We start from the raw sequence: 21,494 nt of genomic DNA, 5'->3' as shown, positions 1-21,494 counted from the left end.
CTGGCGTGCCCGCCCCACAGGAGAACCGTCAGCCGTGCCGTTGCAGTCGTCGCTGCCTTTCGATGGATCTGATATTGCCGACGCGCCGGCCGCCCTGGCGGGCCGGCTGGCGCTGCCCGTGCCCGACGGCCATCGCGACGAACTGCGGCTGCCCGACGGCACGCTGCGCGAACCGTGGGCGCGCTTCTTCGGCATCCTGGACGACCTGCGTCCCGCCGCGCTGAACGCCCATGCGGCGGCCGTGTCGCGCCGCATCCGCGACAACGGCGTGACCTACAACGTCTACGCCGACCAGGGCGGCGCGCGGGCCTGGCAGCTGGAGGTCTTTCCGTTCCTGGTGTCCGAAGCCGACTGGGCGGTGATCGAGGCCGGCGTCACGCAACGGGCCACGCTTGCCAACGCCATCCTGGCCGATATCTACGGGCCGCAGACACTGCTCACGCGCGGGCTGCTGCCGCCGGGGCTGGTCTACGGGCATCCCGGCTACCTGCGCCCGCTCAAGGGCTACCAGCCGCCGGGCGGCAGCTTCCTGCAGACCGTGGCGGTGGACCTGGTGCATACCGACAACGGCTGGACGGTCATCGCGCATCGTACCGAGACGCCTTCGGGCATGGGCTATGCGCTGGAAAACCGGCTGATCGTTTCAGGCCAGTATGCCGAGGCGTTTCGCGAACTGCGCGTGCGGCGCCTGCCGCCGACCTTCTCGCAGCTGATCTCGACCCTGGCGCACGCGGCACCGGCGGGCCTGGCCGAAGAGGGCGTCAGCGCGGGCATGGGTGCCGGTATGGGCACGGGGCGGCAGATCGTGCTGCTGTCGCCGGGGCCGTTCAACGAGACCTACTTCGAGCACACGTTCCTGGCGCGCTACCTGGGCATCACGCTGGTCGAGGGCAAGGACCTGACCGTGCGCAACGACGTGGTCTACCTGAAGACCTTCGGCGGGCTGGAACGCGTGGACGTGATCCTGCGCCGCCTTGACGATGTGTTCTGCGACCCGCTGGAACTGCGCAGCGATTCGATGCTGGGCGTGCCCGGCCTGCTCGAAGCGATGCGCGCGGGCAACGTGGCGGTGTCGAACGTGCCGGGATCGGGCTTTCTGGAGTCGCCCGCGATCCACGGCTTCCTGCCCGGCATCGCGCAGGCGTTGCTGGACGAACCGCTCGCGCTGCCGTCGGTCATGAGCTGGTGGTGCGGCGAGGCCGCCGCGCAGGAAGAGGCGCTGCGGCTGCTCGACGAAGCGTTCGTGATGCCCACCTATCCGCGCACGCCCGCCGATGCGCTGCTGGGCATGGAAAAGGGGCTGCAGCCGCTCGATGCATGGCGCGCCCGCATCGCAGAAACGCCAGATCGATTTACGCTGCAGGCGCCGCTGCCGCTCTCTCACACGCCTTGCTGGGAGCCCGACGGCAAGGGCGGCGGACGGATCGGCTCGCGCGCGGCCATGCTGCGCGTGTTCGCGGTGGCCGATGGCAATGGCGGCTGGCAGGTCATGCCGGGCGGCTTCACGCGGCTCGCACCGCCCCATCTGGAAGCGGTGTCGATGCAGCTTGGCGGCACCAGTGCCGACACCTGGGTGCTGTCGAACCAGCCGGCGCAGGGGTTGATGCCGGCGTTGGCCAGCCACGCGCGCAGCGGGCCGGCATCGGCGCCGCCACCGCGTACTGCGCTGCCGTCGCTGGGCCCGGTGGCGGTGACCCGGCCGCTGGCGGTATCGAGTCGCGCGGCCGAGAACCTGTACTGGGCCGGCCGCTATGCCGAGCGCGCGGAAAACGTCGTGCGCGTGTGCCGCCAGATACTGGGCTCGATCGAATCGAACGACGAGACCGACGACGGCACACTCAACATGCTGGGCCTGCTGGCGCAGTGGTTCGGGCTGGTGGCCCCGAACACGCCGTCGCCACAGGCGTCGCTGCGCGTGTTCGAACGCAGCCTGGTCTCCACGCTGGCCGATCCGCATGCCGCGACGGGCCTGATGCCGACGCTGGCCAGCCACGCGCGTGCCGCCAACGAGATCCGCAACCGGTTGTCGAACGATCACTGGCGCACCATCCTGGCCGCGCGCAACGACTTCCAGGACGCGATGGCCGATGCCGCATGCCCGTCCGGCACGGCGGGCCACGGCGACGGGGCCTACGACCGCTCGAAGGTGTTGGCGGCGCTGGAACATCTGGCGATGCAGCTGGGCGCGATCAGCGGCGCGCAGGGCGACCGCATGACGCGCGACGAAGCGTGGCGGCTGGTCTTTATCGGCCGTCATATCGAACGGCTCGGCACGCTGGCGCTGTTCCTGGAACTGGCCGAAGGCAGCGGCGCGCTGGCGTCGCGCAGCGGCTTCGACATGCTGCTGCACCTGTTCGACAGCACGCTGACGTACCGCTCGCTGTTCCCGGGGCGTAGCGACGTGGCCGCGCTGGTGGATCTGCTGGTGCTGGAGCCGACCAATCCGCGCGGCCTCTACGGTGTGCTGGACCGCCTGCGCGACAAGCTCGCGCAATTGCCGACCGGTGCTACCGGCCAGACGCGCGTGCCGCTGGCCGAACTGCTGCCGCCGGCAACCGCGCTGCCGTCGCGCTCGCTGCTGTGCGAACGCGACAAGGACCGCTATCCCAAGCTGGCGGCGCTGTGCGATCAGCTTGGCGCGCGCATGGCCAAGCTGTCCGACGAAATCGGCGGCCGCTACTTCAGCCATGCCGGCGTGGCGCCGGAGACGGACCTGCCATGAGCAGCCTGCCGGCCAATCCCCACGCTGAAGCCGGGCCGCCCGAGCCGGCCGGCGCGCCACCGGTCACGCCACCGGACATGCCCACCACGCTGGACGTGCACCACGTCACCACTTACCAGTACGCCTGGCCCGTCGAACATGCGCAGCAGCGTGCCGTGGTGACGCCGCCGTCGTACCCGTGGCAGGCCGTGGGCGCGCACCGGACCGATGTGGAACCCGCGCCGACGCACCAGCACATGCGAACCGATGCGTTCGGCAACAACGTGCTGCATTTCATGCTCGATGTCCCGCACGAGACGATGCGCCTGACCACCCGCAGCACGGTCACGCTGATGCCGCGCTGGGCCGGGTTCGATGCGGCGCAGGGCACGCCATGGGAAGCGGCGGCGCAGCAACTGCGCTACCGCGCCGGCCAGCCGTTCCATCCCGAGACCGAGTTCGTCTATGCATCGCCGAACGTGGCGCTGCACGCCGACCTGCGCGACTACGCGCTGCAGAGCTTCACTGCCGGTGTGACCGTGGCCGCTGGCGCCATCGACCTGATGCATCGCATCCACGCCGACTTCGCCTACCACGGCGAGACCACCGAAGTGCATACGCCCGCGCTGGAGGCCTTTGCGCTACGCAGCGGCGTGTGCCAGGACTTCGCGCAGGTGATGATCGGCTGCCTGCGCTCGATTGGCCTGGCCGCGCGCTATGTCAGCGGCTATCTGTGCACCGATCCCCCGCCGGGCGAGCCGCGCCTGCTGGGTGCCGATGCCTCGCACGCGTGGGCCGGCGTCTGGTGCCCCGCCAACGGCTGGATCGACCTCGATCCGACCAACGACGTGCTGGCCGACACGCGCCACGTGACGTTGGCCATCGCGCGCGACTACAGCGACGTGCCACTGCTGCATGGCGTGATCGTGGGCGGCGGCGAACATACGGTGGAGGTGGAGGTCAGCGTGGTGCCGGTGGCGGGGGCCGTCCGGCCCGTCGCCTGAGCGGCACCGTACCGGGAATCCGCGGCGCCCCGCGCGGCAGATTCCCGATGGATCATCTTCGTGTCATTCGAATCCATTGTCCGGGGCGTGGCCATCGGCAACGATTGGCTTGGCCGCGGGCGGTGCCGATGCCGGACACCGGCACCCGAGCGGCTTCTCCAGGCCAACGATTGGGAGTTCGACATGACACAGCAGGAACAGGAAGCCGCACTGGCGCGAGACCTGGATTCGCCCGGGGCGGGCGATCAGGCTGGCGGTGCAGGGCGCGATGAGGTGGGCGTGCAGGCCGCAGCGGGTATCACGTATTTCCGTGCCAACACGGATGGAACCGACGGCTCTCCCACGGGGGGCAACGCGATAACGGTGGGCCCGAACGGCATCGCATCGGGCAGGAACAACCTCGCCATCGGCAACGGGGCGCAGGCAACGGGCGGCTACGACGCGATGGCGATGGGCTGGGACGCGCGGGCCACAGCGCAGAGCACGATCGCCTTTGGCGCGGGCGCGCGCGCCACGGGCAATCGCGCGCTCGCAATTGGCGAAAGTGCGAACGCCAGCGCGCTTCAGGCCATCGCCTTCGGGGCCGGCAGCAAGGCCAGGGGAGAGCTTAGCGTCGCGCTGGGCCACGGAAGCGTTGCCGAAGCCGATGGGACGGTCTCGGTCGGCACCAGCGAGTTCAAGCGCACCATTGTCAACGTTGCGCCCGGCGAGGTGTCGGAAAGCAGCACCGACGCCATCAACGGCAGCCAGCTCTACGCGGCGCTAGGCGGCGGAGGCGGCAGCGTGGGCGACCTCCAGTATTTCCACGCCAACAGTTCCAAGCCGGACGGCGAGGCCACCGGCAGCGACGCCATCGCGGTCGGGCCGCTGGCCGATGCACCGGGCAGCGGTGGGCTGGCGCTGGGCCTGGAAGCGGTGGCAAACGGGCAAAACTCGACGGCGCTGGGCAGCAATGCGGCCAGCGTCGCGGACTGGGCGCAGGCCATCGGCAGCCGGTCGGTGGCGATTGGCGCCGGCGATGTCGCGGTTGGTGTCAACACCCAGGCCAATGGCGACGGCACGGCCGCGCTGGCGGTGGGGACGGGCGCCAACGCGGGCGGCGCCGGAGCGGTGGCGATCGGTCACCAGGCCAGTGTATCGGCGGCGGACAGCGTGGCCATCGGCAACGGCAGCGTGGCGCTCCGCGAGGGCACGGTATCGGTCGGCACGCTGCTAAAGCCCCGCCGTATCGTGCATGTGATGAGGGGCGAACTCGATTCGGACGCCGCCACGGTAGGCCAGCTCAAGGACGCCGGGCTGAACCTGAATGCAGCCGGCGAAGTGTCCAATGCGTTCGTGGCCTATGACGACGCCACGCTGGGCCGCGTGACGCTGGCCAACACGCTGGTCACGAGCCTGGTACCCGGCGAACTGACCGAGGGCAGCCAGGATGCGGTGACAGGCGCGCAGCTGTTCGCCACCAACCAGCAGCTCGGCCAGGCCCTCGACGCGCTGAGCCAGATCAATACGGCGGTGGAAGACATCACCGGTGGTGACGCCGGCGTGAAGTACTTCCATGTCGATTCGACCGCGTCGGATGCCGATGCCAGCGGCACCAATGCGCTGGCCATCGGCCCGAATGCCTCGGCGAAGAGCACCGGGGCCGTGGCCGTGGGCGACGCCACCGCGGTGACTGGGGCGGGTGGTCTGGCGCTGGGCGCGGGGGCCAGTGTCTCGGGCTCGTACAGCGTGGCCCTGGGGCAGGGCAGCGTGGCGGACCGGCCGAACACCGTGTCGGTGGGGGCGGCCGACGCACGGCGCCGCATCGTCAACGTGGAAGCGGGCGTGGCGGACAACGACGCGGTCACTGTCGGGCAGCTGCGCACGGCCGGGCTGGACGTGAACGCGTCGGGCAACGTCGGCAACGCCTTCCTGGCCTACGACGACGACTCTAAGGCCCGTGCCACGCTCGACAACACGCTGGTGACAGGGCTGCGCGCGGCCAGCCTGACCCAGCTGAGCACCGATGCGGTGACGGGCGGCCAGCTGTTCCAGACCAACGCCAAGGTGACGAAGAACGCGCAGGACATCGCCGATCTTGCCGAGACCGTGGCAGGCATCAGCAGCGGCGATGCAGACCTGAAGTACCTGCAGGTGAAGTCCACCGGTGCGGGCGCAACCGCCAGCGGCAGCAACGCCATCGCCATCGGCCCGCTGGCCACGGCCAGGGGTGGCGGCAGTATCGTCCTGGGCGACGGCGCGACCATGGCCAGCACTGGCAGCGGCATCGTGATGGGCCGCAGCGCGCGCATCGAGACTGGCGCGGGCGGCGAGGGGTCGATTGCGCTGGGCAATGCCGTGTATGTGTCGGCCAACAACGCGGTGGTCATCGGTGCGGCGGCATCGGCGTCGAAGGCCGACAATGTGGCGATTGGCGGCTCGGCAACGGCTTCGGGCTCCACGTCGGTGGTGGTGGGCGCCAATGCCATGTCTTCGGTGACGAACGGCGTCGCGCTTGGGGCGAAATCCAACTGCGACCGCGCCAAGTCGGTGTCGGTCGGCAGCGCCAGCCTGCAGCGGCAGATCATCAACGTGGCGGCCGGCACGTCATCGACCGATGCCGTCAACGTCGGCCAGCTCACCGCCATGCTGGCGGAGCGCGACGCCTTGCTGGCCAGCCTGCAGGAACGCCTGGCCGCGCTGGAATCTGCATGATTGGCGCCGCCCGCTGATCGGGGCGAAAAAAACGGCCACGTGGAAAGCACGTGGCCGTTTCTTTAGAACAGGAGCGAATCGGCGATCAGCCCAGCTTCTTCTTCAGCAGTTCATTGACCTGGGCCGGGTTGGCCTTGCCCTTGGTGGCCTTCATGGCCTGGCCCACCAGCGCATTGAACGCCTTTTCCTTGCCGGCGCGGAATTCGTCGACCGACTTGGCGTTCGCGGCCAGCACGTCGTCGATGATCTTTTCCAGTTCACCCGTGTCGGACATCTGCTTCAGGCCCTTGGCCGCGATGATCGCGTCGGCGTCGCCGTCCGATTCGCCGGCCCACATCGCCGGAAACACATCCTTCTTGGCCGTGTTGTTCGATACCGTGCCATCGGCAATGCGCGATAGCAGTTTCGCCAGTTGAGCCGGGCTCACTGGCGCGGCGTCGATCGTGATGCCGTCGCGGTTCAGTTGCGATGCGATTTCGCCCATCAGCCAGTTGGCGGCGGGCTTGGCGCTGGCGGCACCCACTTCCTTGACCACGGCCTCGAAGTAGCTGGCCAGGGCCTTGGTTGCGGTGATGGTGCTCGCATCGTAGGCGGACAACCCGTATTGCGACACAAAGCGTGCCTGCATGGCGGCCGGCAGCTCCGGCAGCGCGCCCTTCACGCGGTCGATCCAGGCCGCGTCGATTTCCAGCGGCATCAGGTCCGGGTCGGGGAAGTAACGGTAGTCGTGCGCGTCTTCCTTGGTGCGCATCGCGCGCGTCTCGCCGGTGTCCGGGTCGAACAGCACCGTCGCCTGGACGATCTCGCGGCCATCCTCGATCTCGGCAATCTGCCATTGCACTTCATAGTCGATGGCCTGCTGCAGGAAGCGGAACGAGTTCAGGTTCTTGATCTCGCGCCGCGTGCCGAACTTCTCCTGGCCCACCGGACGCACGGACACGTTGGCGTCGCAGCGGAAGCTGCCTTCCTGCATGTTGCCGTCGCAGATGCCCAGCCACACCACCAGCGAATGGAGCGCCTTCGCATAGGCCACGGCTTCGGCCGAACTGCGCATGTCGGGCTCGGTCACGATTTCCAGCAGCGGCGTGCCGGCACGGTTCAGGTCGATGCCGGTCATGCCAGCGAAGTCCTCGTGCAGCGACTTGCCGGCGTCTTCTTCCAGGTGGGCGCGCGTCAGGTTGATGGTCTTCTCGTAGACGCCCTGCTTGCCTTCCACCTGCACCGTGATCTGCCCCCCCTGCACCACCGGGATCTCGTACTGGCTGATCTGGTAACCCTTGGGCAGGTCGGGGTAGAAGTAATTCTTGCGCGCAAAGATGCTGCGCGGCGCGATCTTCGCGTCGATCGACAGGCCGAACTGGATGGCGCGCTCGACGGCACCCTTGTTGAGCACGGGCAGCACGCCCGGCAGCGCCAGGTCCACGGGGCAGGCCTGCGTATTGGCCTCGGCACCGAACGCGGTGGAGGCGCCGGAGAAAATCTTGGAGGCCGTGGAGAGCTGTGCGTGCGTCTCCAGGCCGATCACCACTTCCCATTGCATGGCGGTTTTCCTAATCTGAGTGCTTTTCTGTATAGGTTGCTTCGGTTGCCGAATTCCAGGCCCTGCGCTGTCTGTGTCGTCAGGGGGCGGAACTCGTCAGCCATGAGTCGAGTTGGGCCAGCGCGGCCACGCGCGCCACGGCGTCGCCCCCGACGGTGACCCCTGAGCCATTGCGGGCGGCGACGTCGCGCCGTACGTGCAGCTCGCTGGTGCCGTCGAAGCCATGGTACGCGCCCGGATAGATTTCCAGGCGGAAACGGGCCTTGGGCTGCCGGCTTTGCACCGCGTTCTGCAGCATTGCGCAACGCGTGGCGGGCGTCCAGTCGTCGGCGCCGCCGATCATCAGCAGCAACGGCGAGCGCAGCCGGAAATCGTGCTGCTGCACGGCGCGCTTGCAGCCCGGGTAGAACGCCACGGCGCGGTCCACGTTCGGCGCATCGGCGGGCCAGGGCCGGCTGGCGTCGATGGTGGCCAGCACCGCCTGCGCGCCGTTGGACCAGCCCAGCAGCACGATGCGGCGCGTGTCGATGCCCGGCTGCCTTGCCACCCAGCGCAGCGCGGCGAGGGCGTCGGCACGGCGCGTCTTGTCGTCAATCGATCGTGCGTCGAACGATTCCGTGCAAATGCCCTGGGCCTTGCCGCGCGCGCTGAAACTGTCGGGCATCAGCACGGCGTAGCCGCGCTCGGTCAGCCAGTGTGCGTACTCGCGATAGCGGGCCTGCAGGCCGGCCGCCGGATCGATCACTTCCTCGATCGTGCCGGCGCGCCTGGCCGCCACCTTCATGTCGACCAGGCCGCCGCAGCCGTGCAGCGCCACCACCACGGGCAGCGGCTGGCTGCGGGCCACGGTGCCCTCGCGCGGCATGAACCAGTAGGCGGTCAGCGCCGGCGATCCCGGATCGGCGGGCAGCCGCACCCGCGCGGTGGCCGGTTCGGTCGCGGTGGCCGGCGCTGCCACAACGGCGGCGCTGGCCGGGCCGACCGGGGCGGTCAAGGGCGACGGCGGCGACAGCGGTGCCATCGACACCGCCGGCTGGGCCGGTGCGGCCGGCATCAGCGCCGCCACCACCGCCACGCCGGCCAGCGTCCCGCGCAGCCAGCGGCCCACCGTGGTCGGAACCAGCGGCGAGGCCTTCGGCGGCAAGGTGGGCGGGAACAGGCGTGGCATGGTCGATCGACGAATTCAGCCCGGGGTCAGCGCGTGCGCGCGCATTCGCCGGTGCCCGGTTCGAACATCACGGGCCACGCCTCTTCATAGATGCCGGGTGTGCAGTGCGACTGGCAGCTTGCGTGCGCCAGCGTGACGCGGCGCGGGTCCTGCCAGACCATCAGCTTGCAGGCGCTGCCGTCGTTGGCGCGCAGCTCGATATGAGGCGTCTTGCGCACCTGGCGGAAATCGGCCAGGTTGAAGCTGCACGAGCCACGCTTGCCCACCCACAGCTTCCACTGCAGCTGCTGCACGGTGTTGTCGGCCACGCGCAGCTGCGCGTCCTCGCGGAAGCCGTCTTCCTCGGTGCGCTGGCAGTTGCCAGCCAGGTCGATGTCGCGCGCCGCGATGGGCGTGGAGCGGCCAGCGAACGGAATCTGGCAGCCGGCCAGCGTCACGGCCACCGCCAGGGCGGCGGCCAGTCTCAGCGGGATGCGGGGCAGGGCGTGCATGCGCATGATGGCTCGGGGCAGTGGGCGGTTTGGCGTATGAGCCATCAGGCCGGACGGCGCAGGTGCCAGTCGGTGGCCTGCTGGAACGCGTGGGCCACCTGCAGCAGGCGCGCTTCGTCAAAGTAGTTGCCGATGATCTGCAGGCCCACGGGCATGTTGCCGTCGCCAAAGCCGGCCGGCACGCTCATGCCGGGCAGGCCGGCCAGGCTGGTGGACAGCGTGAAGATATCGGCCAGGTACATCTGCACCGGGTCGGCGGTCTTCTCGCCCAGCTTCCAGGCCACGCTGGGCGCCACCGGGCCCATGATCACGTCGCACTCGGCAAACGCGCGCTGGAAATCGTCGGCGATGATGCGGCGGATCTTCTGCGCCTGCAGGTAGTAAGCATCGTAATAACCGTGCGACAGCACGTACGTGCCCACCATGATGCGGCGCTTCACCTCGGGGCCGAAGCCTTCGGCGCGGCTCTTCTTGTACATGTCGAGCAGGTCGCGGTACTCGGCCGCCCGGTGGCCGTAGCGCACGCCGTCGAAGCGCGACAGGTTCGACGAAGCCTCGGCCGGCGCGATGATGTAGTACACCGGGATCGACAGCTCGGTCTTGGGCAGCGACACGTCCACCAGCGTGGCGCCAAGCTTTTCATACTCGGCCAGCGCGGCGCGCACGGTCTTTTCCACATCGGCGGACAGGCCCTTGCCGAAATACTCGCGCGGCAGGCCGATACGCAGGCCGGCCAGCGGCTTGTCGGCGGTGGCGCCGGCGCGCGGCTGGCCCAGCAGGCGCGTGAAGTCCTCGTCCACGCCGCCCAGTTCCGGGGTCAGGCTGGTGGAATCCTTTGGATCGAAGCCTGCCATGCCGTTGAGCAGCATCGCGCAGTCCTCGGCCGTATGGGCCATCGGGCCGCCCTGGTCCAGCGACGACGCGAACGCGATCATGCCGTAGCGCGACACCCGGCCATACGTCGGCTTGATGCCGGTGATGCCGGAGAACGATGCCGGCTGGCGGATCGACCCACCGGTGTCAGTGCCGGTGGCGGCCGGCGCCAGGCCCGCGGCCACGGCGGCGGCCGAGCCGCCCGACGAGCCGCCCGGCACGCGGTTGGTGTCCCACGGGTTGCGCACGGCGCCCTGGTACGCGTTCTCGTTGGACGAACCCATCGCGAATTCGTCCATGTTGGTCTTGCCCAGCGTGACCATGCCGGCCGCGCCCAGGCGTTCCACCACGGTGGCGTCGAACGGGCTTTCGTAGTTGGCCAGCATCTTCGAGCCGGCGGTGGACTTCCAGCCGCGCGTCACGAAGACGTCCTTGTGGGCGATGGGCACGCCGGTCAGCGGCGTGGCCTGGCCGTTGGCGCGGCGCTCGTCGGCGGCGCGGGCCTGGGCCAGCGTCAGGTCGGGGTTGACGTCGACAAAGGCATTGAGGTGCCTGGCGGCGTCGATGCGGGCCAGGTAATCGCGGGCGAGTTCCTCGGCGGACACGGAACGGGCGGCCAGCGCATCGGCAATCTGGCGCAGCGAGGTCTGGTGATCAGCGGAAAAGGTCATATCGGGTCGGATGGCGTCTGGATGGGCGACAAGGCAGGGCAGCGCGCTGCCGTCACTCGATGACCTTGGGCACCAGGTACAGGCCGTTCTCGGTGGCCGGGGCGGGGCGCTGGTAGTCCGCGCGGCGGTCGGACTCGGTCACGGCGTCGTCGCGCAGGCGCTGGGCGATGTCGCGCACGGCCGACAGCGGATGGGCCAGCGGCTCGATGCCGGTGGTGTCCACCGCCTGCATCTGCTCGACCAGGGAGAAAAAGTTGTTCAGCTGCACAAGCGTGTGCTCGGCCTCGGCATCGCTGGTTTCGATGCGGGCCAGGTGCGCGATGCGCTTGACGTCGGAAAGTTCGAGAGCCATGGCGTGGTGCGGCGCTTCTCGCCGGATTCAGTCCTGCGGACTGGAGATGTTGCGGCCGGGCGAGGGAGCGGACGCCGGTTCGGAACCGGCGTCCACCCAACCGTCGTCGGGTGGCCGTCGGGGCGCCTGGAAGGGCGCCATGGGCCCGGCGTCTGGCGGGGTGGCCAAGGCGTGCCGGACTGGTGCGCCCGGGGGGCACCCCAGGATCGTCGAAGTTACAAGTTTTTCAGGGTCCAAACGCCCCGAAACAGCATGAATTATAAGGTATCATTACGCGCTGCTGTCTTCCCGCAACGCGCGCGCCACTTGGGTTGCGGCAAAGCGGGCGGGTGGTGATGCCGTCGGCACAGTCGCAGCATCCAGAACCGGGTTCCGGGCGCCAATCGCCGGGGTGCCAAGGGGCTGGATCGGGCGGCATACCATGGCCGGCGTCGCAACCATGCAACAGTAATGTGCCAGCATCAGGGCAACGCCGCGGATTAGCGGCCCGTTTTCATCGTATTTTCAGTCGTAGGAAACTGGTTCCTCCGATTAGGCTACTGCCACACGTCAGGCGTGTTCCTGCCCTGTCCCGCGCATCTGTCCGCGAACTTTCGCGCAGAGTCTAATCAAAGGTTCCCGTAGGTCCGGCGTGCAGGCATGCGCCGGCGAAGCGGATTCCCGCTGGCGCACCGGGGCTTGTCCGCGCCAGGGGTACCGGGGCGCGCCGGCTTGTGCCGGCGGCAGCCGCACGCACCGGGGGAGCCGTGAACCATCACCCTTGCAAACGTATTCGTGGCCGGGCCGCTACAGGCACCGGCCGCTTCGCATACCCGCGAACCAACAGAAGACAGGATTCCTGATGTTCGGATTTCTCCGCAGCTATTTCTCCAACGACCTGGCCATCGACCTGGGCACCGCCAACACCCTGATCTACATGCGCGACAAGGGCATCGTCCTGGACGAGCCGTCGGTCGTGGCCATCCGTCAGGAAGGCGGTCCCAACGCCAAGAAAACGATTACGGCGGTGGGCAAGGAAGCCAAGCAGATGCTGGGCAAGGTGCCTGGCAACATCGAGGCCATCCGCCCGATGAAGGACGGCGTGATCGCCGACTTCACCGTGACCGAGCAGATGCTCAAGCAGTTCATCAAGATGGTGCATGACACCAAGCTGCTGCGTCCGAGCCCGCGCATCATCATCTGCGTGCCGTGCGGTTCCACCCAGGTGGAACGCCGCGCCATCCGCGAATCGGCACTGGGCGCCGGCGCGAGCCAGGTGTACCTGATCGAGGAGCCGATGTCGGCCGCGATCGGCGCCGGGCTGCCGGTGTCGGAGCCGTCGGGCTCGATGGTCGTCGATATCGGCGGCGGCACCACCGAGGTGGGCATCATCTCGCTGGGCGGCATGGTCTACAAGGGTTCGGTGCGCGTGGGCGGCGACAAGTTCGACGAAGCGATCGTCAACTACATCCGCCGCAACTACGGCATGCTGATCGGCGAGCAGACCGCCGAAGCGATCAAGAAGGAAATCGGCTCGGCCTTCCCGGGCTCCGAAGTCCGCGAAATGGAAGTGAAGGGCCGCAACCTGTCCGAGGGTATCCCGCGCGCCTTCACCGTGTCGTCCAACGAAATCCTCGAAGCCCTGACCGATCCGCTGAACCAGATCGTGTCGGCCGTGAAGATCGCGCTGGAACAGACCCCGCCCGAACTGGGCGCCGACATTGCCGAACGCGGCATGATGCTGACCGGCGGCGGCGCACTGCTGCGCGACCTGGACCGCCTGCTGGCCGAGGAAACCGGCCTGCCGGTGCTGGTGGCCGAAGATCCGCTGACCTGCGTGGTGCGCGGCTCGGGCATGGCGCTGGAGCGCATGGACAAGCTCGGCAGCATCTTCTCCTACGAGTAATACGAGGCAGGGACCGTGGTGGCCTGCGTCGCCCCGTCCCCGCGACCTTTGATGTCTTCCCCCGCCAGCCCGGACCGCCATGCCCACCAAGGGGCGGGCGGACGCGCTGGCGGAATGGTTTCGCCTGCGCACCGGTAAATGGATTACTCTCCACCGCCGCTCTTCAAGCAAGGCACATCTGCCGTTGCACGCCTGGTCATCTTCGTGGCGATCGCGCTGGCGCTGCTGATTGTCGATGCGCGCTTTGACGCCATGCGCGTCGCGCGCCAGGTGGCCGCCACCGTCCTCATGCCCGTGGAACGCCTGGTGCTGGTGCCGCGCGACGCGCTGCGCGGCGTCCTTGACTACGCCCAGTCGTCGGTCACGCTGACCAATGAAAACCGCGAACTGCGCCGCAGCGCGGTGGAGCAGGCCAATGCGTCCGTGCGCCAGGCCCAGCTCGAAGCCGAGAACAACCAGCTGCGCAAGCTGCTGAACCTGCAGCAGCAGTCGGCCACGCCGGTCACGGCGGCCGAAATTCTCTACGACGCCCGCGACCCGTACAGCCAGCGCATCGTCATCGACCATGGCAGCGCGCACGGCCTGCGCGCCGGCTACCCGGTGATCGACGAACGCGGCGTGATCGGCCAGGTCACGCGCGTGTCGCCGTTCCAGTCCGAAGTGACGCTGCTGACCGACAAGGACCAGGCGATTCCCGTCCAGGTGGTGCGCAACGGCCTGCGCAGCGTGGCTTTCGGCGGCTCGCGTGCCGGGCTGCTGGACCTGCGCTTCATGGCCGCGTCGGCCGACCTGCAGCAGGGCGACCTGCTCGTGACGTCCGGGCTGGACGGCACCTATCCGCCGGGCCTGCCGGTGGCGAAGATCGTCCAGATCGAGCGCAAGGCGGACACCGCGTTCTCGCGGGTGTACTGCGAACCGGTGGCCGGCGTGCGCTCGCATCGCCAGCTGCTGGTGGTGCGCTACGAGTCCGGCCTGGGCCCGCGCCCGCAGGAAGAAGCCGCCCCGACCAAGGCCGAGAAGGGCGCCCGATCGGCCGCGGCCCGCGCCGGTGCCGAGCAGAAGGCGGCTGACAAGGCGGCCGACAAGCCTGCCGACAAGGCCACGGACAAGGCCACCGACAAGCAGAAATCCCCGGAGCGTTCCCAGTGACGACATCCCAATACCTGCTGCGACCGGTCAATCCCGCGTTCATCACGCTGACCTTCGTGCTGGCCTTCCTGTGGAACCTGATGCCCTGGGGCACCACGCTGTGGATCCCCGACATGGTGGCCCTGGTGCTGGTGTTCTGGAACATCCACCAGCCGCGCAAGGTGGGCATGGGCGTGGCGTTTCTGCTAGGCCTGCTGATGGACGTGCACGATGCGCGGCTGCTGGGCGAACACGCGCTGGCCTATACGCTGCTGGCGTACTTTGCGATCACGATCCACCGCCGCGTGCTGTGGTTTTCGGTCTACACGCAGGCGCTGCATGTGATGCCGCTGCTGTTCATCACCCATGCCGTGCCGGTGGTGATCCGCCTGGCGATGGGCGCGCCGCTGCCGGGCTGGCAACTTCTGGTGGCGCCGCTGATCGAAGCCGTGCTCTGGCCGATGGCCACCGCATTGCTGCTGGCGCCCCAGCGCCGCTCGGCCGACATCGACGAAACACGTCCGATCTAGCCCTTCATCCTCCCTGACACCGCCACGCCGCCCGCAGTACCGCCATGACCGAAATCCGCAACGTCGAACTGGAAATCGGCCGCTTCCGCATCCGCGTGGCGGCGGCAGCCCTGTTCACGGTCATCTGCTTTGGCCTGCTGCTCTCCCGCTTCCTGTGGCTGCAGTGGTACAAGCACGACCAGTACTCGGCCAAGGCCGAGGACAACCGCATCTCCGTGGCGCCGATCGAGCCGAACCGCGGCATCATCATGGACCGCAACGGGGTGATCCTGGCGCGCAACTATTCCGCGTACACGCTGGAAGTGACGCCGTCCAAGCTGACCGATACGCTCGACAACACGATCGACGAACTGGCCAGGCTGGTGGATATCCAGCCGCGCGACCGCCGCCGTTTCAAACGCCTGCTGGAAGAATCGCGCAGCTTTGAAAGCCTGCCCATCCGCAGCCAGCTGACCGACGAGGAAGTGGCCAAGTTCTCGGCGCAGCGTTTCCGCTTTCCCGGGGTGGACGTGCGTGCGCGCCTGTTCCGCCAGTACCCGCTGGGCGAGTCGGCCAGCCACGTGGTGGGCTACCTGGGCCGCATCTCGCAGCGCGACCAGGAGCGGATCGAGGCGATGGACGAGGCCAACGACGCCGACCCCGCCAAGTACGATCCGCGCAAGGATATCGACAACTACAAGGGCACCAACTACATCGGCAAGATCGGCCTGGAGCAGAGCTACGAGACCGAACTGCACGGGCTGACCGGCTTCGAGGAAGTGGAAGTCAGCGCCGGTGGCCGTCCGATTCGTACTTTGTCCACGTCGCCGGCCACGCCGGGCAACAACCTGATCCTGTCGCTCGACATCCGTCTGCAGCAATTGGCGGAACAGCTATTCGGCGACCGCCGCGGTGCGCTGGTGGCCATCGAGCCGGAAACCGGCGACATCCTGGCCTTCGTCTCGAAGCCGACCTTCGATCCGAACCTGTTCGTCGAGGGGATCGATTCCAAGACCTGGGACGAGCTCAACGGATCGCCGGACAAGCCGCTGCTGAACCGGCCCCTGCGCGGCACCTATCCGCCGGGCTCGACGTACAAGCCGTTCATGGCGCTGGCGGCACTGACCACGGGCAAGCGCACGGCGGCCTGGGGCATGCACGATCCGGGCTTCTTCACGCTGGGCAACCACACGTTCCGCGACGACAAGCCGGGAGGTCATGGCTGGGTGGACATGCAGGCGTCGATCGTGCAGTCGTGCGATACCTATTACTACGCACTGGCGCGCGACATGGGTGTCAATGCGATCCACGACTTCATGAAGCCGCTGGGCTTCGGCCAGATCACGGGCATCGACATCGAGGGCGAAAGCCGCGGCATCCTGCCGTCCACCGAGTGGAAGCGCAAGGCCTACCGCAAGCCCGAGCAGCAGAAGTGGTATGACGGCGAGACCATCTCGCTGGGCATCGGCCAGGGCTACAACAGCTTCACGATCCTGCAGCTGGCCAATGCGGTGTCGATCCTGGTCAACAACGGCGTGGCGATGAAGCCTCACCTGGTGAAGGCCGTCGAGGATTCGGTCAACCGCAAGCGCACGCTGACCGTGCCCAAGGAAAGCTACCGGCTGCCGTTCAAGCAGGCCGATATCGACGTGATCAAGCGTGCCATGGTGGCGGTGACCCACAACGGCACGGCGGCCCGGGTGTTTGCCGGCGCGGCGTACGAGTCGGCGGGCAAGACCGGCACGGCCCAGACCTATACGCTGGGCAAGAACGAGAAGTACAACCACCACGCGATCGACGAACGCAAGCGCGACCACTCGCTGTACACGGCGTTCGCGCCGGCCGACCATCCGAAGATTGCGCTGGCGCTGATCGTGGAGAACGCCGGCTTCGGTGCCGCCGTGGCCGCCCCGATCGCCCGCAAGGTGATGGACTATTACCTGCTGCGCAAGTGGCCCGAGGAACTGCAGGCCACCGCGCCCCCGCCCGAAGAGGCGCTGCGCGCCGGCAACCGGCCGCCGGTGGATACGCCCAGCGTGTTCACCACGGGCGACACCGCCAACGCGGCAACCGCCACCGTGATGCAGACCGCACCGGCTGCCGTCGCGGCCGCCTCGGGCGCCGAGGCTGCCGCCAGCGCACCGGGGGCCAGCGCCGTGGCCGGGGCGTCCGTGCCGGTGCCTGCGGCGCGGGCGACTGGCGCATCCGAGTCGATCGCCACGCAGCTCGATCCGGCCGCTATCGCGCCGGCATCGGCAGTGGTCACGCTCGACGACCGCATGCTGCAGGCGCTGGGCCACAGCAAGCCGCCGGCATCGGCGCCCAAGGCACCGCCGCCGCACGTCACACCGGCATCGGCACCGGCCCCGGCACCGCGCACCAGACCGGCCAGGACCGCCAACCTTGCCCAGGCCGACGCAGCCGGCAAGAAACCCGTTTCAGAGTAAAAGGAGACGCGCCATGGACAAACGCCGCGTCGCATCGACGATCAAGACCGCCCTGACCGGCTTCGACAAGCCGCTGGCGCTGATCGTCTTCCTGCTGTTCGCCACGGGCATCGTGGCGCTGTATTCGGCCGCGATCGACATGCCGGGCCGCGTGGAAGACCAGCTGCGCAACATCCTGCTGTCGTACGTCGTGATGATCGTGATTGCCTACATGCCGACCCAGCTGCTGATGCGGATCGCCGTGCCGCTCTATACGGTCGGGGTGGCGCTGCTGATCGCGGTGGCCATGTTCGGCCTGATCCGCAAGGGGGCGCGCCGCTGGCTCAACGTGGGCATGGTGATCCAGCCATCGGAGATCATGAAGATCTCGATGCCGCTGATGCTGGCGTGGTACTTCCAGAAGCGGGAAGGGGTGATCCGGTGGTTCGACTTCGTCGTGGCGCTGATCATCCTGGGTGTGCCGGTGGGCCTGATCGCCAAGCAGCCCGACCTGGGCACCGGCCTGCTGGTGCTGGCCGCCGGCCTGTACGTGATCTATTTCGCCGGGCTGTCGTGGAAGATCATCCTGCCGCTGCTGGGCCTGGGCGTCGTGGCGATCACGCTGCTGATCAGCTATGAAAGCCAGATCTGCGCGCCGGGCGTGAGCTGGCCGATCCTGCACGATTACCAGCAGCACCGCGTGTGCACGCTGCTGGACCCGACCACCGACCCGCTGGGCAAGGGCTTCCATACCATCCAGTCGATCATCGCGATCGGCTCGGGCGGCGTCACCGGCAAGGGCTGGCTCAAGGGTACGCAGACGCACCTGGAGTTCATCCCCGAAAAGCACACCGACTTCATCTTCGCGGTGTTTTCGGAGGAATTCGGGCTGATCGGCAATGCCGTGCTGCTGGTGCTGTATCTGTTGCTGATCTTCCGCGGGCTTTATATTGCGGCCAACGCGCCGACATTGTTCTCGCGGCTGCTGGCCGGCTCGATCACGCTGATCTTCTTCACCTACGCCTTCGTGAACATGGGCATGGTGAGCGGGATCCTGCCCGTGGTGGGCGTGCCGCTGCCGCTGTTGAGTTACGGTGGTACCGCGCTGGTGACGCTGGGCATGGGGATCGGCATCCTGATGAGCATTTCGCGACAGAAGCGGCTCATCCAGACCTGACCCGCTCGCGCCAACGTCACTTTGCTACACTGCCAACCGAAAAAATGGAATCGGTAAAAGCTTATGAACGCCCAGGACGTCGCCGCTTATCTGCAAAGCAACCCGCAGTTCTTTGAGGACCATGCCGAACTGCTGGCCACGGTGCAACTGACCAGTCCGCACAGCCACCGGGCCGTGTCGCTGCAGGAGCGCCAGATGGAAATCCTGCGCGAGAAGAACAAGGGGCTGGAACTAAAGCTGGCCGACCTGGTTCGGCACGGCCACGAGAACGACCGCACGCAGCAGCGCATGCACGCCTGGCAGCTGCGCCTGCTGGCCGAGGCCGATTCGCACGCGCTGCCGTACGCGGTGCAGGACGGCTTGCAGCAGGTATTCGATGTGCCGGCCGTGGCGCTGCGCCTGTGGAACGTGGGCGAAGCGTTTGCCCACATCGAAGTGGCGCAGGGCGCCAGCGACGACCTGCGCCTGTTTGCCGAAGGCCTGCGCGCACCGTACTGCGGCGCCAACAGCGGCTTCGAGGCCGCCAGCCTGCTGGAGCGCGACGATATCGCGTCGCTGGCCATGGTGACGCTGCGCGTGCCGGCCCGCCCCGGCGACGATGGCCCCGGCGCCGCGTTCGGCCTGCTGGTGCTGGGTTCGCCCGAGCCGCGCCGCTTCCATGAAGGCATGGGCACCGCTTACCTGGGGCAGATCGGCGAAGTGGCCGGCGCCGCCCTGAACCGCCTGCGCGACTAAATCTCGCTGTTCCGCCATGCGCAAACGCCAGCCGGGCAAGGGTGATGCCGTGACGGACACACCGGGCACATCGTCCACACCGGCCACCACGGCCGCCGCCGTGGCGGAAAAGCCAGTTCCCGATCCACTGGTGCTGCGCTACCTGGACTGGCTGGCCACCAATCGCAAGCTGGCCGACCACACGCTGACCAGCTACGCGCGCGATCTGTCCGTGCTGCAGGAATCCGCCTCGCGCTTTGCCGCTGGCGTGCCGCTGCTGTCGCTGGAAACCAGACATATCCGATCCTTCGCCGCGCGGCTGCACGGCAGCGGCCTGTCGGCGCGCACCATCGCGCGCACGCTGTCCGGCTGGCGCGGTTTCTTTCTGTGGGCGGCGCGGCATGGCCATGGCGTGACCGCCAATCCGGTGGATGGGGTGCGGGCGCCCAAGCGCGGGCAGCCGCTGCCCAAGGCGCTGTCGGTGGAACACGCCGTGGCGCTGGTGGCGCACCGGCGCGGCGACACGGCCGAAGCCATCCGCGACCAGGCCGTTTTCGAACTGTTCTATTCCAGCGGGCTGCGGCTGTCGGAGCTGATCCAGCTCGACGTGCGCTATTCCGAAGAAGGCGAGTACCGGTCGGCGGGCTGGCTCGACCTGGCGGGTGCCGAGGTCACGGTGATCGGCAAGGGATCGCGCAGGCGGACCGTGCCGGTGGGCAGCAAGGCGATGGAGGCGCTGAAGGCCTGGCTTGCGGTACGCGAGACACTGCTGCGGCCCGGCGCCTTGCCGGAGGACCAGCACGCGCTGTTCCTGGGCACGCGCGGCAGGCGGTTGTCGGGCAGTACGGTACAGACGCGGATCAAGCAGCAGGCGCTGGCAGCCGGCGTGCCGGCCAATGTGCATCCGCATATGCTGCGGCACTCGTTTGCCACGCATGTCCTGCAATCGTCGGGCGACCTGCGCGCGGTGCAGGAGATGCTGGGCCACGTGAGCATCACCACCACGCAGGTCTACACGTCGCTCGACTTCCAGCACCTGGCCAAGGTCTACGACCAGGCCCATCCCCGGGCGGGCCGGAAGAAGAAAGGCGTACCCGGATCAGCGCCAGCGGGGGCCGATGAGCGGGACGGGGCCGGCGGCACCGACAGCACCGACAGCACCGACGCCCCGGACCGCTAGGTCCATTGCGAAAGAATGTTCCGGAACCGCTCCATCTCGGGCAGCAGCCAATTCCGGAAGGCCTGCACCTTCGGCGTGGCCAGGCTGGCATGGGTGCAGACGAAATGCAGCAACCACGGGCACGGAATGCTCACGTCGAACAGGCGCACCACGCGGCCCGACAGCAGGTCGTTATAGGCCAGGGACGACCGGATCAGCGCAATGCCCTGGCCCTCGGCCGCCGCCTGCAGCAGCAGCGACGAGTCCTGCATCATCAGGCCCTTGGTCGGCTCGGACCAGGCCAGTCCGGCCGCCTCGAACCAGGGCTTCCATGGATCGCCCTCGCCGCGCAGCAGCGGCATGCCGGCCATGTGCGCGGGCTGCTCGGGCAGGCGCCCGCCATTGAAGCTGGGGCTGCAGACGGGAAAGAACACATCGTCCAGCAGGCGTTCGACGTAGAGACCCGGGTACTGGCCACCGCCCATGCGCAGCGCCACGTCCACCTCTTCATTGGCAAAATCCACGAGCGAGTTCGACGACAGCAGTTCCACGTCGAATTCCGGATGCTGCTCGATGAAGCTGCCGATGCGCGGCGTGAGCCAGCGCGCGGCGAACGACGGCATGGTGCTGATGGTCAGCCGCTTTTCGCGGTTGCCGGCCTGAAGGGCGCGCGTGGCGTCGGCAATCTGCAGCAGCGCGTCGCGCACGCGCTCGGCATAGAGCCGGCCGTTGGCGGTCAGCATAACGCGCTTGCCGCGCCGCTCGAACAGCGGCTGGCCCAGCTCTTCCTCCAGCGCCCGGATCTGGTGGCTGACGGCGCCATGGGTGACGAACAGTTCCGCGGCAGCCCGCGAGAAGCTCTCGTGGCGGGCGGCCGCCTCGAACGTGCGCAAGGCGGCCAGGGCCGGCAGGCGCGGAAATTCGCGTTTCCAGCTACGGGGATCGTCCGGGTTCCAGGCGCCGCTCCAGACCATGATGGACCTCGTCTATGTGAGATGAGCT

16 protein-coding genes are annotated in these 21,494 nt (G+C 68.2%); 10 read left to right on the top strand and 6 right to left on the bottom strand.

Going from position 1 to position 21,494, the window contains the following annotated elements:
* Positions 1-34 precede the first annotated feature (34 nt).
* From AC3G88_RS16205 to AC3G88_RS16195, 3 genes are all read left to right on the top strand, one after another.
* On the top strand, positions 35-2,722 hold the full coding sequence (locus tag AC3G88_RS16205) for a circularly permuted type 2 ATP-grasp protein (protein ID WP_488893533.1): 2,688 nt from the start codon (positions 35-37) through the stop codon (positions 2,720-2,722).
* A gap of 77 nt (positions 2,723-2,799) precedes the next feature.
* Positions 2,800-3,705, top strand: coding sequence for a transglutaminase family protein (locus AC3G88_RS16200; protein WP_488893681.1), 906 nt, complete (start codon positions 2,800-2,802; stop codon positions 3,703-3,705).
* Positions 3,706-3,888: 183 nt separating this feature from the next.
* Complete coding sequence (locus tag AC3G88_RS16195) at positions 3,889-6,399, top strand: hypothetical protein (RefSeq protein ID WP_488893532.1); 2,511 nt, start codon at positions 3,889-3,891, stop codon at positions 6,397-6,399.
* A gap of 85 nt (positions 6,400-6,484) precedes the next feature.
* On the opposite strand, the gene gatB is transcribed toward AC3G88_RS16195, so the two are convergent.
* The 5 genes from gatB to gatC form a co-directional block, all read right to left on the bottom strand.
* Entirely contained in the window at positions 6,485-7,954 is a 1,470-nt protein-coding gene (gene gatB / locus AC3G88_RS16190) for an Asp-tRNA(Asn)/Glu-tRNA(Gln) amidotransferase subunit GatB (protein ID WP_488771854.1), read from the bottom strand.
* A 64-nt stretch (positions 7,955-8,018) separates the two neighbouring features.
* Positions 8,019-9,107, bottom strand: coding sequence for a dienelactone hydrolase family protein (locus tag AC3G88_RS16185; protein ID WP_488893531.1), 1,089 nt, complete (start codon positions 9,105-9,107; stop codon positions 8,019-8,021).
* Positions 9,108-9,133: 26 nt separating this feature from the next.
* Entirely contained in the window at positions 9,134-9,604 is a 471-nt protein-coding gene (locus AC3G88_RS16180) for a hypothetical protein (RefSeq protein WP_092600407.1), read from the bottom strand.
* Between the two features lie 38 nt (positions 9,605-9,642).
* Positions 9,643-11,142 carry an Asp-tRNA(Asn)/Glu-tRNA(Gln) amidotransferase subunit GatA gene (gatA, locus tag AC3G88_RS16175; RefSeq protein WP_488893530.1) on the bottom strand — a complete coding sequence of 500 codons (1,500 nt, stop codon included), beginning with the start codon at positions 11,140-11,142 and terminating at the stop codon, positions 9,643-9,645.
* A gap of 52 nt (positions 11,143-11,194) precedes the next feature.
* Positions 11,195-11,494: an Asp-tRNA(Asn)/Glu-tRNA(Gln) amidotransferase subunit GatC gene (gene gatC / locus AC3G88_RS16170; protein WP_092600403.1), complete on the bottom strand. Its 300-nt coding sequence runs from the start codon at positions 11,492-11,494 to the stop codon at positions 11,195-11,197.
* Positions 11,495-12,335: 841 nt separating this feature from the next.
* On the opposite strand from gatC, the gene AC3G88_RS16165 reads away from it, so the two are divergent.
* The 7 genes from AC3G88_RS16165 to AC3G88_RS16135 all read left to right on the top strand — a co-directional run bounded on the left by AC3G88_RS16165 (position 12,336) and on the right by AC3G88_RS16135 (position 20,513).
* Entirely contained in the window at positions 12,336-13,379 is a 1,044-nt protein-coding gene (locus tag AC3G88_RS16165; protein WP_019450345.1) for a rod shape-determining protein, read from the top strand.
* Between the two features lie 138 nt (positions 13,380-13,517).
* On the top strand, positions 13,518-14,528 hold the full coding sequence (gene mreC / locus AC3G88_RS16160; protein WP_488771568.1) for a rod shape-determining protein MreC: 1,011 nt from the start codon (positions 13,518-13,520) through the stop codon (positions 14,526-14,528).
* Positions 14,525-15,037, top strand: coding sequence for a rod shape-determining protein MreD (gene mreD, locus AC3G88_RS16155; protein WP_249640870.1), 513 nt, complete (start codon positions 14,525-14,527; stop codon positions 15,035-15,037). The genes mreC and mreD overlap by 4 nt, the downstream gene beginning before the upstream one ends.
* A gap of 44 nt (positions 15,038-15,081) precedes the next feature.
* A complete protein-coding gene (gene mrdA / locus AC3G88_RS16150) occupies positions 15,082-17,463 on the top strand; it encodes a penicillin-binding protein 2 (protein ID WP_488893529.1) in 2,382 nt (793 codons plus the stop codon).
* A gap of 13 nt (positions 17,464-17,476) precedes the next feature.
* Positions 17,477-18,619, top strand: a complete 1,143-nt coding sequence (gene rodA / locus AC3G88_RS16145; RefSeq protein WP_153946181.1) for a rod shape-determining protein RodA — start codon at positions 17,477-17,479, stop codon at positions 18,617-18,619.
* 63 nt (positions 18,620-18,682) lie between these two features.
* A complete protein-coding gene (locus AC3G88_RS16140; protein ID WP_153946180.1) occupies positions 18,683-19,354 on the top strand; it encodes a DUF484 family protein in 672 nt (223 codons plus the stop codon).
* A 16-nt stretch (positions 19,355-19,370) separates the two neighbouring features.
* Positions 19,371-20,513: a tyrosine recombinase XerC gene (locus AC3G88_RS16135; protein WP_488893528.1), complete on the top strand. Its 1,143-nt coding sequence runs from the start codon at positions 19,371-19,373 to the stop codon at positions 20,511-20,513.
* Here the strand turns inward: AC3G88_RS16135 and AC3G88_RS16130 are convergent.
* Positions 20,510-21,466: a transcriptional regulator GcvA gene (locus tag AC3G88_RS16130; RefSeq protein WP_488771564.1), complete on the bottom strand. Its 957-nt coding sequence runs from the start codon at positions 21,464-21,466 to the stop codon at positions 20,510-20,512. The two genes, AC3G88_RS16135 and AC3G88_RS16130, sit on opposite strands and share 4 nt — an antisense overlap.
* Between the last annotated feature and the right edge of the window lie 28 nt (positions 21,467-21,494).

Source organism: Cupriavidus sp. 86D6 (genome assembly GCF_057815095.1).
Note: the sequence above shows the minus strand (reverse complement) of the source record. Positions and strands in the feature narration are given on the sequence as shown.